This is a genomic window from Pseudoalteromonas luteoviolacea, from assembly GCF_021654285.1.
GTDB classification, from domain to species: domain Bacteria; phylum Pseudomonadota; class Gammaproteobacteria; order Enterobacterales; family Alteromonadaceae; genus Pseudoalteromonas; species Pseudoalteromonas luteoviolacea_J.
The window spans coordinates 105,971-120,474 of sequence record NZ_JAKFZS010000014.1; the positions used below are offsets into that span (position 1 = coordinate 105,971).

At 40.6% G+C, this 14,504-nt stretch carries 12 protein-coding genes; 2 read left to right on the forward strand and 10 right to left on the reverse strand.

Features of this window, described 5'->3' with window-relative positions:
• Window positions 1-63 precede the first annotated feature (63 nt).
• Genes L1077_RS14735 through L1077_RS14745 form a run of 3 tightly spaced genes read right to left on the reverse strand, consistent with a single transcriptional unit; the run spans window position 64 to window position 3,923 of the window.
• Window positions 64-2,310: an NAD(P)-binding protein gene (locus L1077_RS14735; RefSeq protein WP_237137523.1), complete on the reverse strand. Its 2,247-nt coding sequence runs from the start codon at window positions 2,308-2,310 to the stop codon at window positions 64-66.
• Window positions 2,311-2,328: 18 nt separating this feature from the next.
• A complete protein-coding gene (locus L1077_RS14740) occupies window positions 2,329-3,288 on the reverse strand; it encodes an acetoacetate decarboxylase (RefSeq protein WP_237137525.1) in 960 nt (319 codons plus the stop codon).
• Window positions 3,289-3,311: 23 nt separating this feature from the next.
• On the reverse strand, window positions 3,312-3,923 hold the full coding sequence (locus L1077_RS14745) for a hypothetical protein (RefSeq protein ID WP_237137527.1): 612 nt from the start codon (window positions 3,921-3,923) through the stop codon (window positions 3,312-3,314).
• Window positions 3,924-4,219: 296 nt separating this feature from the next.
• On the opposite strand from L1077_RS14745, the gene L1077_RS14750 reads away from it, so the two are divergent.
• Window positions 4,220-5,056, forward strand: a complete 837-nt coding sequence (locus tag L1077_RS14750) for a transporter substrate-binding domain-containing protein (protein WP_237137529.1) — start codon at window positions 4,220-4,222, stop codon at window positions 5,054-5,056.
• Window positions 5,057-5,101: 45 nt separating this feature from the next.
• On the opposite strand, the gene ttcA is transcribed toward L1077_RS14750, so the two are convergent.
• From ttcA to seqA, 7 genes are all read right to left on the reverse strand, one after another.
• A complete protein-coding gene (gene ttcA / locus L1077_RS14755) occupies window positions 5,102-5,995 on the reverse strand; it encodes a tRNA 2-thiocytidine(32) synthetase TtcA (protein WP_063363933.1) in 894 nt (297 codons plus the stop codon).
• A 204-nt stretch (window positions 5,996-6,199) separates the two neighbouring features.
• Entirely contained in the window at window positions 6,200-7,780 is a 1,581-nt protein-coding gene (locus tag L1077_RS14760; protein WP_237137531.1) for a dihydrolipoyllysine-residue acetyltransferase, read from the reverse strand.
• A 9-nt stretch (window positions 7,781-7,789) separates the two neighbouring features.
• The gene (locus tag L1077_RS14765) at window positions 7,790-8,767 is read right to left on the reverse strand and encodes an alpha-ketoacid dehydrogenase subunit beta (protein ID WP_237137533.1); all 978 of its coding nucleotides are present in this window, start codon (window positions 8,765-8,767) and stop codon (window positions 7,790-7,792) included.
• Window positions 8,767-9,984, reverse strand: a complete 1,218-nt coding sequence (locus tag L1077_RS14770) for a thiamine pyrophosphate-dependent dehydrogenase E1 component subunit alpha (protein ID WP_237137535.1) — start codon at window positions 9,982-9,984, stop codon at window positions 8,767-8,769. Before L1077_RS14770 ends, L1077_RS14765 begins: the two co-directional genes overlap by 1 nt.
• A 246-nt stretch (window positions 9,985-10,230) precedes the next feature.
• On the reverse strand, window positions 10,231-11,262 hold the full coding sequence (gene astE / locus L1077_RS14775) for a succinylglutamate desuccinylase (protein ID WP_237137537.1): 1,032 nt from the start codon (window positions 11,260-11,262) through the stop codon (window positions 10,231-10,233).
• Between the two features lie 68 nt (window positions 11,263-11,330).
• Complete coding sequence (pgm, locus tag L1077_RS14780; RefSeq protein WP_237137539.1) at window positions 11,331-12,968, reverse strand: phosphoglucomutase (alpha-D-glucose-1,6-bisphosphate-dependent); 1,638 nt, start codon at window positions 12,966-12,968, stop codon at window positions 11,331-11,333.
• A gap of 9 nt (window positions 12,969-12,977) precedes the next feature.
• The gene (seqA, locus tag L1077_RS14785) at window positions 12,978-13,526 is read right to left on the reverse strand and encodes a replication initiation negative regulator SeqA (RefSeq protein WP_237137541.1); all 549 of its coding nucleotides are present in this window, start codon (window positions 13,524-13,526) and stop codon (window positions 12,978-12,980) included.
• Window positions 13,527-13,652: 126 nt separating this feature from the next.
• Between seqA and L1077_RS14790 the strand changes: the two genes are divergently transcribed.
• Window positions 13,653-14,426, forward strand: coding sequence for an alpha/beta fold hydrolase (locus tag L1077_RS14790; RefSeq protein ID WP_237137543.1), 774 nt, complete (start codon window positions 13,653-13,655; stop codon window positions 14,424-14,426).
• Window positions 14,427-14,504 lie beyond the last annotated feature (78 nt).

A 14,504-nucleotide genomic window follows, 5' to 3' on the forward strand; every position in this document is an offset into this window, starting at 1 on the left:
CCCAAAAGAAAAGACCTCCAATAAAATTGCAGGTCTTTTCTGTAACTTACCTAATATTATCTATCATGTCCCATCTGGCTCAAAGCCATTTTCACCACTTATTTCCTCAGGCAAACCGCAAATAGCACGTGATGTTTGCATACCGGCCATCACAGCAGCTTCTACACACCCTGCATTAACACCCGTTTTGATCCAATCACCTGTTATAAATAAGTTTTTGAACACTGTACCATCAGTCGCTAAGCGAAAATCACTGCTACCTGTCACTGACAGAACATATCGTTCACTTGGGTCAACATTGACGCGCCAATATTGTGAGTCAAACCTTTGCTCAGTTGGAGCAGCACTTGGGTCGTAAATGACATCCCAAATAAACTGACCTACATCATTGTATGCGGATGGCCACAACGGCTGCATTTCATGGTTCAATTTATTGAGTGAATTAACCTTAACTTTGGCTGTTTGTTCTGTAGGAAAAGTATGCTCTGATGCTGGCGGATAATAGTCGCAAGTAAAAGCACTACAAAAATAAGCGATATTACAAGGCCCCGATGAAGGCCAATCCTCTACGCCAAGTAAATTAGACATTGCCGCCCATGTATCAAATGGCTGAGAAAACGCACTTAATATAGGGCGCTCTTCACTGGTCGGTGTATAGTTAAAGCCTAACTGCTCATCCGTTTTATTTAACCAAACCTGAAACGCTTGAGTTGCGACAGTCTTTACCTTACTGCTTTGCTGTTCAAAGCCATAGTCTAACTCGAGGAGCTCTGGACAAAGGTGTTCTAACGACCCAACAGAAATACCAAAAACGACTTTATCAAAATCACGCATTCTTGTAAGAGTCTTACGCGGCAAAGGCCGCTGATAATGTTGCTCGTATATTGCTGGCCAGTCAGTCCAGAATGATTCTAAGTTCACCTTGTGTTGTCGAATAAGGTCGGCCTGCTCATCAACAATTTGATCCAAGTTTGGCTGTGAAGGCCAGCAAGGTAAACCTTTCACATCTACAAATGGCTGATATTGACCATTTTTAAGATCAACTTGCTCAATAATAGAAATCTCATCTACGACATAGTTGCCATTTTCATCTTGTCCAGGTTTAAGCCCTTCAACTTGATTGAAGAACTCAAACTTAACACCTCTTTGGCTAAGTAACTCGTAGATTGGTGAAAAGATGATATCACCCATCCCCGCCTGCATTTTCCACATCACACCGCCTTTGTAACAAAGCATAATGCGCAACATAGCCAAAGAAGCAACGCCGGCCTCTACGTCGCCATTTTTAAAGTCCCCATCGACAAAACCAAAAACAAGATCATAGAAGCCACGCACGGGCGCAGACTCAACAGCGTATTTTTTATCTGCACCGTTTCTAGCAAGCCAATACTTAAAGTCGTACTTATTCAGCACACCAAATCCATTAGCGTGTACTCTGTCCCTAATCATGCCAACTGTCATCGCAATGGCTAAATCAGCACAGATATATGCACGTCTCACAGCAGGATTATCATCAATCAGCTCTAACGCCTCTGAGCGCAGCCAACGCTTTAACTTTCTGACAATATACCAAGTGACAAGTCTATCTTTTGAATTTGATAGATTTTTATCCTTCGCTCGCAAGCTCATCAAATCATGTAGCTGAGATATAAGTAGTTTAGGGGTCGACAAGATGTCTTGCGCTTCATCGATAGCACTATCAAAAAAAGACTTAACAGAGTCTTCAACGCTGTCAAATGCGTCCGAGATCTCTGCGGCCAAATGTTGTAATAGACTTCTATCACGTTGCTTACGAGTTTGCAGCTGCGTTTGACGATTAGACGCTTCTATCGCCTCTTCTAACTCATCAATCCACTTGTGTAACCATGCAACAACCAGCTCTATCAACTGCCAAAAGTGAAGGTCTAATGTACCATCAGCGGGGTTTCCATCAATCAACGGAAAATCAACGGGCCAGGTCTCCCACTGATTGTCAATATACTCTTGTAAAACAACAAAACTATGGGGCTTTAACGCTTGCTGCCAAGTATGAATTGGCACGGTGGCCGGCCTGTTTAATTTATCATACACAGTCTCAATCGCGCGAAATGAATTAACATATGCGCCAAACCATACATGCAAGCCATGTTCTTCAATTCTTTCGCCAAAATGTGCGTTTCTGCCACTTGCTCCTTTCCCTCCTAACCTCCAACCTAACTGATAAACAGTGATATCATAAAGATCTTGCCAATTTTCTTTTTCAGTTAAGTAAACAGCAGCAGTCATCGCAGACACGCCACCACCTAATATAGCGATACGTTCTTTAGTCATGTTATGTCCTTACTCACTTCACAGATCGGCAGTGACGATTTCATGGGCACCGTCTTGATCAAAATCCATACACAAAAAGTAAGGCAGTCTGGCGAACTGCTCGCCCACTTTGATCCCAAACATCTCTTCTAAGGGAAATGCATCAACTTGGTTAAAAGTGACTTTATATTCATCTTTAAGAAAACCGAGTTTATGTACCTTTTTCACTGTTGAAGGGGAGTGAACAACCGCACTATACACGCTGTTTTCTGCAAATCCATCAGGAAACTGTTTAAATAAAATTTGGGCAAGTTGCGGGTTAGTAAAGCCACTAAATAGCTGTTTAAAAAAGTCTATACTAACGCCTAAATCATGCACACTGCCTTGAATGAGTTCAGCTACTTCTTTGCCAATCTCTATCGCTTCTTCGAACCAAGTGTCATCATCCGCTACCCGGTCAATAGACAAAAGCTCATACCAAGCCATTTTTTTGTCTGCTTCAAATGGTTGAAACGTCTCGAGGCTAAGAGAAAAGTGGTCTGCACGATGCTGGTTATCTGGCATTTGGTACTTACACAAATATTTGTTATATCCCCAAGTCTCGCGGCCATTCACTAACGCATTGATATTGTTGACCGTAATAAATGCTGGATACCAATATAAATGCGTCATCTTATTCTCTTGCTTGCTGATCTGTGCAATCGGCAACCAAACAATGATGTCCGTCTCTTGCATGTAGCCGTAATTACTAAATGGCGGTACTTTAGACGCAATATTTTCTATATCTGTGAACGTTAATAGACAATATGATGATAATGCCCTAAACGCAATTGTTTCACTGGGTACGCTGTTAAGTGTTGAATCTATATAGCTTTGAATGATTTCCAAGTCCCCTTTAACAAAAAAGCCATACATCATTGCGTTTAGCATTCTGCATGGCGGCTTTGCGATTGGGTTACCAGGGAAGTGTCTGTAAGGAATACGAGGCTGATCTGACATACATAACTCCTTTTCATTATGATTTACATAGTCAATTCTAGTCCACTTTTTATCCTTCGGTTGGCTAATTTCAACTTAATTGCTTCATCAATATTGTATTGGCACAAAGCCGTAAAATGCTCCAGAGCTGCCGTATCAAAATTACGCGAGAGAGAATTCATAAACCCATGTTCATAGCGGGTTCTATAACAATTAATCCCCGGCATACTCGACAAATGATGTATGACCGGCTTAATATCAAAATGAGCCTCTTGATAAGGAAAATATATATCAACATCACACTTAGGGTTCAGCTGCAAATAGTTCCTTATCTGGCCCGGGTAAAATGCAATCAACTTTGTAGTACTCTTAATCGGCATCGCAGCTAACGCTCTCCAACATGCAACTCCACCGGCTGAAAAGCCGATGACCAAGTCCGGCTGTTTATCAGAAATTGCTTCAACTACTTTTTGAAAATATTTATCGTGCCCAACAGAATCCATGAACTGCTTATATGCCGTTTCTTCATCCCTATTCAAGTGACCTTGTCTAAACGGGTAAGGAGAGCAAATTGAGGTACTACCATCTAATTCATTAACGAAGCTTTCTAAGCATTTGGTTTGCCCAAAAATATCACTGACGATAAGCGTATTCATAGTTTTTCTCTTGTTTTTGAAATTAACTTAGCTCGCCAACCTTGCATACTAACCTAAGTACGACTTTAAAACACTTGTAATCACAAATAAAAGACCAATCCTTGTTCAAAATCCATTGGCCACCACTTTAAATTGCTTTAAGGTTGGTGTTCGTATTCTAATGTAGCAAAAAGACACAAGTTGTAAAATAAATCACAAATAATAAACAAAGATTTTAACTTAATTACTCTTATACCGGTTGGCAATTTAATGATCTTTGCTAAGCTTTAATGGTGACAATTATAAGAGGGTGAAATGTGCGCAAAGCATTGCTACTATTAATGTTGTTAACCGGTGTGGCAGAAAGCAAGAGCATTGACTGGATCATCACTGATTTTCCTCCCTACTACATGATCAATGATGCAGACGAAGGTACTGGCAGAGATGAGTTAATCATTGATTTATTTCACCAATATCTACCTACTTATGAAAATAATAAAGTCTACTTTCCGGCCAGCCGTGCTATTAGGGCTCTGAGCGATAAACGTAATACGTTTTGCATGTTATCATTGTACAAAACGCCACAACGCCAAAAATTCATTCGCTTTAGTGAAAACTATACCACCATCGGGTTGTCACCCACCATCGCAACCACAACTAAAACACTTCAAGCATTAGGTTTAAAAGACACAGCAAAAATCCAATTAAAACCCTTCATTGAAGAAAACAAGCTAGTACTTGGCGTTGTAATGCAGCGTTCATATGGCAGAGTGTTGGACCAAGCTATCACTTCAATTCAAAAAAATCAGGTAGTTATTCGGCCTGGTCAGGATGCACTTGAAAGTTTAACCTACATGCTCAAAAAAGGTCGTGTCGATGCAGTCATTGGCTATCCCAGCGAACATTTTTATCTTCACAAACAAACGAATACCAAAGACGTAGTGCAACTGCTGCTCGAAGACGTAGACCCTATTGTTCATGGGTATGTTGGTTGCACAGACAATGAAGCAGGCAGACAGATCATCAAAAAAATTGATTCTGTTGCTAATACTGTAGTTAATAGCCAAGAGTTTAAAACAGTGATGCAAAAATGGTTGCCAAGCTATTTGGAGATAAAGCTCAGTAAATTAATGAAAAATAAGGAAGCGAGATAATAATGCACCAAGTACCGCTGACCGCAATACTTGGCACAATATTAATTAGATATTTGTCACATCAATAAACAAAGACTCATCAATATTTGTTGATGACACTGTCGCTTCACTAAATTGATACTCATCTCGATCATTTTCCCTGTCGATTGGCAGGTTTTCAAAATCAAACAAGTTTGTATCTGCTAGCTGGCTTGGGCTAACGTTCTGTAGTGATTTAAAAATACTGTCTACACGACCTGGTGTCTTTTTATCCCATTCAACCAACATTGCTTTGATATTTTGTCTTTGTAGGTTTTCTTGAGAACCACACAAATTACAAGGGATAATTGGAAATTCTCTATGCTCTGCGTATTTTATTAAGTCTTTTTCGCGGCAGTATGTTAACGGTCTAATAACCACGTTACGGCCATCATCAGACCTCAACTTAGGTGGCATCGCTTTTAAGCGCGAACCATGGAACATATTTAAAAACATGGTTTCAACAATATCATCCATGTGGTGTCCTAAGGCAAGCTTAGTGGCGCCAATTTTTTCTGCAAATGAATATAATGTGCCTCGACGTAAACGAGAACATAGACCACATGTTGTTTTGCCTTCAGGCACCTTTTCACGAACAACTGAGTACGTATCTTTATCAACGATATAATAAGGAATATTCAAACTTTCAAAGTATTCAGGCAAAATATGCTCAGGGAAACCTGGTTGCTTTTGATCCAAGTTTACTGCGATGACTTCGAATTTAATGGGCGCCGCTTTTTGCAGGTTAAGTAATATATCAAGCATTGCGAAAGAGTCTTTACCACCGCTAATACAAGCCATCACAACATCACCTTCTTCGATCATGTTGTAATCTTTTATTGCGTTACCAACATTTCTACGCAGTTTTTTCTGCAACTTATTAAATTCAAGTATTTCTTTTCTATCGTCTTTTTGATTCATCACGACTTCTCAAGCCTAAAACGGACGGCTTTTTAATTGCTACGGGTAAAAATTTTAAGGTGTGAATTATACGGGCTTTTAGACTAGGTTGGAACATATCAATGCAGATAAACAATTTACATCACATAAATATTTAACTCAAACACAAAAATGCCCCAAAAGCGTGAACTTTTAGGGCATGTAAAGGACCTTTACAAATCTGACTTAGCGCATCGCCATCATCATTTTCGCAGGTTCTTCAAGGTATGATTTCCACAAATTGTTAAATCTAGCAATCGTACCACCATCAATAACTCGATGGTCACCAGACCAACTCACTTGCATAATCGAACGTGAAACCACGTTTCCATCAGCATCAAAGCGTGGAAGATGTTGCAATTTACCAAGCGCAACAATGGCTACTTCTGGTTTATTAATAATTGGTGTCGCAGTTGTGCCGCCAATTGCGCCAATGTTCGATATAGAAATTGTGCCGCCTTTCAGGTCATCTGGCGATACGCGCCCTTCTCTTGCTGCGTCAGTTAACTTAGTTACCGCCTCAGCAACATCAACAATAGACTTATTTTGACAACCCTTAATATTTGGCACTAACAAACCTAACTTACTATCAACGGCCATACCAATGTTATGATCATCAAAGTATGTAAGCTCTGTACATTCATCATTAACTTGCGAATTTAAGATTGGGAATTCTTTAATGGCAAGAGACAGGGCTTTAATAAAGAAAGGCATCATAGTGAGCTTAATGCCTTGCTTTGCATATTGCTCTTTCAAAGAAAGTCGCAGTGCAATGAGTTCTGTTAAGTCAATTTCATCACTGTAAGTGAAGTGAGGAATTGTGGATACAGACGCAACCATTTGCTTAGCCATAGCGGCTTTCATACCACGAATCGGTTCAACTCTTGCACCACCAGTTACAGTGCTCACTGTGGTTGTTGCAGGCTGAGGAGCCGCTTCGCTAGCAACTGGTGCAGCTGGACTTACGCCCACACTCAAGAACTTTTCAAGGTCTTCTTTATAGACACGACCATTCTTGCCACTTCCAGGCACTTGGCGAATATCAATATCCATTTCACGTGCACGTCGCCTTACGGCAGGTGAAGCGACCGCTTTACCGTTAATAACAGGCTGTGAAGACGAAGTTGAATGCGTTGAAGAAGAAACAGGTTGAGGCTTGTGGATTGCAAGCTCCTCTTCAACAGATTTAGCAGGTACTGCTTGCGCACCATTAGATTGTGCTAAACGCACCTGGAATAATGGGCTATGTACTTGTGCTATATCACCTTTTTGATAATATAATTTTTCCACAACACCATCATACTTCGCTGGAATTTGAACAAGCGCTTTGTCTGTCATTACATCACAAACAGCTTGGTCTTCTTTAATTTCTTCACCTTCGCTTACCAGCCACTCAACAATCTCACACTCAACAATACCCTCACCAATATCCGGCAAGATGAAATCCTCTAAGTGAGCGCCTTGTGTTGCTGCTGGTTGCTCTTTTGCTGCTGAAGCCTCTGTTGTCACTTCTTCTACAGGGGCATCACCTTCCACATTCATCGCAAACAATGGCTCGTGCACCTTTGCAATATCACCTTTAGCGTAATGCAATTGAGTAATTACACCATCATGTACTGCCGGGATTTGTACCAAAGCTTTGTCTGTCATCACATCACAGATTGGCTGATCTTCTTTGACTGTGTCACCTACAGCGACTAACCACTCTACAACTTCACATTCAACGATGCCTTCGCCGATATCTGGTAAAATAAACTCTTTAGACATGACTTATCCTTAAAATTCCACTGACTTCTTGATTGCTTCAAACACTTTTAAAGCATCTGGTACATATTCTTTTTCAAGAGCTAAAGGATACGGGGTATCTAGACCACATACGCGTTCAATAGGTGACTCTAAGTGCAAAAAGCACTCTTTTTGGATAGTCGCAGCGATTTCAGCACCAAAACCATTTGTAATTGGCGCTTCGTGACTTATCACCAAACGGCCTGTTTTAGTCACAGACTTAATTAGTGTTTCAGCATCCCAAGGTAAAATTGAGCGAAGATCGATAATTTCGCAGCTGATACCTGCTTCTTCTGCTTTCACAGCAGCCTGTTCAATGATCTCCATCTGTGCACCCCAAGCAAGTACTGTGATGTCAGATCCTTCTTTAACAACTTCCGCCTTACCGATTTCAATTGTGTAATCTTCTTCTGGTACTTCACCAACCGATGCACGGTATAAACGTTTAGGCTCAAAGAAAATCACAGGGTTATCGTCTTTGATACAAGCTCTTAGTAAGCCTTTTGCTTGATAAGGGTTACGAGGCACAACCAACTTCAAACCTGGTGTATGTGCAAAATACGCTTCTGGAGATTGAGAGTGATACAAACCACCGGCAATACCACCACCGTACGGTGTACGAATAGTCAGATTACCAACATTAAACTCATTACCAGAGCGGTAACGGAATTTCGCTGACTCATTCACGATTTGGTCAAATGCCGGGAAGATATAATCCGCAAACTGAATTTCAGCTAACGCTGGCGCACCAAATGCTGCAAGGCCGTTGGCAAAACCAAGAATGCCTTGCTCTGTCAATGGTGTATTAAATACACGATGCTTACCATACTTTTCTTGCAATCCAGATGTTGCACGGAATACCCCGCCAAAATAGCCAACATCTTCACCAAAGATACAAGCTTGAGGGTGCTCTGCCATACTAATATCAAGCGCCGAATTAATGGCGTGTAACATATTCATTTTAGCCATTATTTAATTCTCCCTGCTGTTACTGGATAGGCATCTGGGTATTGTTTGATATGCTCTTTTAATTCTTCGTATTGTTTTTTTAGCGCTGGAATTGGCGTGTCATAAACATCAGAAACAAGTTCTTCAAGTGCTGGTTTTTGTACTTTTTCAGCCACTTTTAGTGCCGCCAAAATTTCTTCACGGATTTTGTCTTTAATTGCTTCGTCTTCTTTTTCGTCTAACCAATTTTGTTTCAATAACCACGCTTTAAATCTGGCAACTGGGCAGCTATTTTTAAACTCAGCTTCTTCGTCTTTAGTACGATAACCCGACGGATCATCAGAAGTAGAGTGAGCGCCAAGGCGATATGCAATTGACTCGATGAGCACAGGCTCACCTGTTGTGACTGCAATTTCACGGGCTTTTTTAGTCGCTTCGTACACAGCTAGCGTATCAGCGCCATCAACACGAATAGTTTTAATGCCATAGCCAACACCACGTGCAGCAATACCATCACCTTTAAACTGCTCATCTGCAGGTGTCGAGATTGCGTAACCGTTATTACGGGCAAAGAAGATAACAGGGGCTTTATGCACTGCGGCCATGTTAAGACCGGCATGGAAATCACCTTCTGATGCAGCGCCTTCGCCAAAGTAACAGATAGTCACGTTATCGATTTCAGAGCTTAATTCACCAGACTCTTTATCAATATGCTTAAGCTTTTGGCCATAAGCATAGCCTGTAGCTTGCGGGATCTGCGTGCCAAGTGGTGAAGAAATTGTCAGATAATGTAATTCGTTAGAGCCATAATGCACCGGCATTTGACGACCCTTACCCAAGTCTTTTTCATTTGAGAAAAGCTGGTTCATGAATTGTTCTAGTGTAAAGCCACGATAATGCAATGCAGCTTGCTCACGATACTGAGCCATGATCATATCATCTTGCTTTAACGCTGCAGCACTTGCTGTAATTGCAGCCTCTTCACCTAGACACTGCATATAAAAACTAATACGGCCTTGGCGCTGAGCGGCTTGCATACGTTCATCCAACAAACGGATAAATCTCATCGTGCTATAAATTTTAAGCGCAGTTTCTTTATCAAGCTCAGGTGACGTCGCGCCATCTAAGATCTCGCCTTGCTCACTTAAAATTTTCAATGTTGGGATGTTAAGCGCATGGCCATCGATAAATTCGAGTGCATGGCTTATGTTTAACGATATGTTATTGGGGTTAGTCATAACCTACCTTCTCTTGTTGTCATCGCCAATTTGCAATACTTGCAGTCAATAGCATTGACATAAAAGCCCGCGTGTTGAGTTTTGAATAATTAGTGCGGTAAATGCAAATTACTTAAATTAAAGCTTTTGCCACTTTACGTTAACGTAAACGGTTATTCAACTAATCCTAGATGAATAACCGATAATTTGCATTTTTATTCTGGAAAGATTTCGATACGGCTACAAAAAAACTTTTATTTCAGTGGGTTAAACAAAGTTCTCGTTTACTTCCATGGGGATCACGGTTAATAATGCACGTTGGCCGAGGGCAACTTTAGCATTTGGGAAGATAATTGCTTCACCTTCTACTTCAGCAAAAATCTCAGTGTCTCCATCTGTTGCAAGTAACTCACCTTTAGCGAATCCTGTAAAGTTCACCGCAGAATCAGGGAATGGAAATGAAAAGGCTTCACAAGTTCGGTTAATCGTTCTATGCACTTTGAATAGCTCAAAATCTTTTGCATCGAATTCTTTATATTCAACTTCATTTTGGCTAATTAATGCACTGAGCGTCTTCTTAGTTGCTTCAAAGCTTGCCATGTTATTTTCACCAAATGGCTTTACCTGACCCAACTCTACTGTGAATGCATCTGCATCAAATTGCTTTGAAGAAAAATAACTGAAAGTCGTGGCGGCTGCGCGCATCATCAGTACTGTGTTTACACCGCATGACAATAAAAATTGTAGTTGCGACTTTTTCCAAGGTTTGCCATGCAAAAAAGGATACACGGCAAACTTTTCGTTTTTAGAACCACGAATAGCTGTGTGCAGATCATAATGCGCACGATAACGGCCCGCTTCTACGCTAGTGAAAAACTCACGCACATAGTTTTCTAAATTTGCTGCACGAACCTGTTCTGGGTTATCAGTTTTATTTTCGTGTGCGCCATTGAATAACCGGTTTAAGTTTTCGTCAACAAAACGCTGACCTATATTAATCGATTTCGGATTACCGTAAATAAACAAAACGCGTTGTTTCAGTTCTAGTTTACCAGTGATAATGTGCTGGATAAGCTCATCACAAATTTCGATTGGTGCGGTTTCATTGCCATGCACGGCACTTGAAAAAACAAAGTCTTTTTGAGTTTCGCATGCAGGAGTAAATTGAATAACACCAGTGTCAATTACTTTAACCTCGGTACCGTTATCCAAAGTAAATTGGCTAGGTGCTAATTCGAACTCATTTTCACGAGTAATGGTTAAAAAATCGCCAGTTGATTTTAATGTATCAAGGTACATACTGTCACCTTATGAGAGATGTAAAAAAGAAAAAGGCCATTCAAAAATGGCCTTTAATATCAGATAATTTAGCAAATTACACTGTCAACCAGTGCTTTTGCTTCTCTTTCAAGCTCAGCAAGATGTGCTTCGCCTTTAAAAGATTCTAAATAAATTTTGTAAATGTCTTCTGTACCAGAAGGCCTAGCAGCAAACCAGCCAGAAGCAGTCACTACTTTTAAGCCGCCAATAGCTGCGCCATTACCTGGTGCATGGGTCAGAATATTGGTAATTTCATCACCTGCAAGCGCTGTGGCTTTCACGTCATCAACACTGAGCGCTTTTAGTCTGGCTTTTTGCGCATCATTTGCTGGTGCATCGATTCGTTTATAACTTGGCGCACCAAACTCTTGTTCAAGCTCTTTGTATCTTTCAGAAGGTGTTTTGCCTGTGACCGCTAAAATCTCAGCTGCGAGTAAGCCAAGAATAAATCCGTCTTTGTCTGTGTTCCAAACATCACCATTTTTTCTTAAAAATGAAGCACCTGCACTTTCTTCACCACCAAAAGCAAGCCACTTATCACTTAAGCCTTCAACAAACCATTTAAAGCCAACTGGTACTTCATACACTTCATTACCATGGCTTTGCACAACTTTGTCAATCATGCCACTTGAAACCAGTGTTTTACCGACTTTGATGTCTTTTGCCCAGCCTCTGTGTTTTAGCAAGTAATCTATCGCTACCGCCAAGAAATGGTTAGGATTCATCAACCCATCTTTTGTCACAATACCGTGACGATCATAATCAGGGTCATTACCGATACCAATATCAAAATCGTCTTTGATTTCAATGAGGTTTGCCATAGCAAACGGTGAAGAGCAATCCATTCTAATTTTGCCATCTTTATCTAGTGGCATAAATGCAAATCGAGGATCTACTTCATCGTTTACGACCGTCATATTTAGCCCAAACTTTTCAGCGATAACAGGCCAAAAATTAATGCCTGAGCCGCCAAGAGGGTCTATACCGATGCTCACATCCGCTTTTGCTATCGCTTCTAAGTCAATCACATTTTCTAAGTCTTCAACATATGGCGTGACCAAGTCTTCATATTTGATAAACCCAGAGCGCTTTGCCTTAGCATAAGGAAATAGCTGAACTTCCACCAAATCTTCACGTAGTAACTGGTTAGCTCTTTGCTCAATCCAATTCGTTACATCTGTATCAGCAGGACCGCCGTTTGGTGGATTGTACTTAAACCCACCATCTTCAGGCGGGTTGTGTGAAGGCGTTACAACAATACCATCAGCCAATTCATGTGGATGTGTTCTGTTGTGGCAAACGATCGCGTGACTTACTACTGGCGTCGGAGTAAAGTCATCATTTTCTTGAGTAATTACCTGCACTTCATTAGCAACGAGTACTTCAATTGCTGAATTAAACGCTGCCTCAGACAATGCATGAGTATCTTTACCTAAAAAGAGAGGGCCAAATATATTATTTGCCTTTCTGTAATCACAAATCGCCTGTGTGATTGCAAGAATATGTGACTCATTAAACTTTACATTATAAGAACAGCCACGATGACCAGAAGTACCAAATGCTACGCACTGTTCTGGGTTTGTTTCAAGATCTGGCTCATTCAAATAATAAGCTGACACCAGCTTTGGAATATTTGCGAGCTGTGACTTGGGAGCTTTTTTGCCTGCGTTAGGATGGTTTGCCATCACATTTCCTTATAGGTAATCTCGAACTGTTTCTGCCTGCTGCTCAGTGTAGCCTAAAATTAGGGCCACTTCGTGCAACATCATCTTTTTACGCGTGGTGTTTGAATTTGTCATGACCCAATATTCACTGTCTGTGATATTTTTTGGGTTCATACTGCTCCCGCTTTCAAGCAACGCTTCTTTACTCATTGCAAAGTAAATTCTATCTCGCCCTTTTATTTCCAGTACTTTATTAAACTGAGCTTTGTGCGTACGGTGAAATGCTGCAAGAATAAATAAAAAACGCCCTACTACGCCTTTTTGCATAGCAAGCTCTTCTTTATTTAGAATATTAAATACATTCGCAGACTCTTTTACTGGCTCAGGTTTAACTTCCGTTTTACTTTCCACTGGAACTGGCTCTACTTGTGACACCTCGGTTTGCACTGCTACCGAAGCACCCTGAACTGGCTCTAACTCTAGTAAACGACGCAGGATCTGTGAGGCGCTCTCACCAATACTTTGCGTATTGCTTGCAATGTATTGATAAAGCTCGTCATCTATTTCTATTGTTTTCATGCTTGTCCTGTCATTTTATACATATACCGCATTTGGGAGGGATTATATCTAAATTTTTCTTCTTCCTCTACGGCTTTGATTTTTGATTTAAGGCTGGCAAAATAGCGACACAAATTTGGAGGTAGTATGTTACTTAATTTTAAGCAAAGCGGACTAGAGCAAAGTAGCGCCAAAACTGTCATATTAATACATGGCTTATTTGGCTCATTAGAAAACCTAAACATCATAGCTCGAGCACTAGAGCCACAATTCAATGTCGTCAATGTAGACTTGCGAAATCATGGCCGTTCATTCAAAAGTGACGATATGAACTATCAGGTCATGGCCCAAGACATATTATCTCTGATTGATCACCTAAAACTTGAACAAGTGATTCTTGTTGGGCACTCAATGGGCGGCAAAGTCGCGATGCAAGTGGCAATGCTTGATGAACAGAAGGTAAGCAAGCTGGTAGTACTTGATATCGCACCTGTGCAATATCACCCTAGACATGACGCCATCATAGCTGCGCTAAATAAAGTGACAAGCCGCACACCAAAAAGTCGAAGTGATGCTGACAAAATCATGTCAGATAATATAGAAGAGCTTGGCGTCAGACAGTTTTTATTAAAAAGCTTGGCAAAAAATGAGGATGGTGAATTGGAATGGCGTTTCAATTTACCCATAATAGAAAAAAATTATTCTAAGATTATCGATAACATAGATACACCTCGTACCTGTTTGTGTGATACGCTATTCGTCAAAGGTAATAACTCCGACTATATACTACCAGAACACAAAAATGACATTGTAAGTGCGTTTTCTAAAGCGCGCGCAAAAATCATTCAAGGGGCTGGTCACTGGCTGCACGCTGAAAAACCAGAAGCTGTCAATCGTTCAATTATTGATTTTATTCAATAATTGTCGGAGATTTTTATGTGGCTAAACTTAATTTATTGTAGTTAGGTATGCTATAGTACCCGCCGTTTAAGGTTTTAG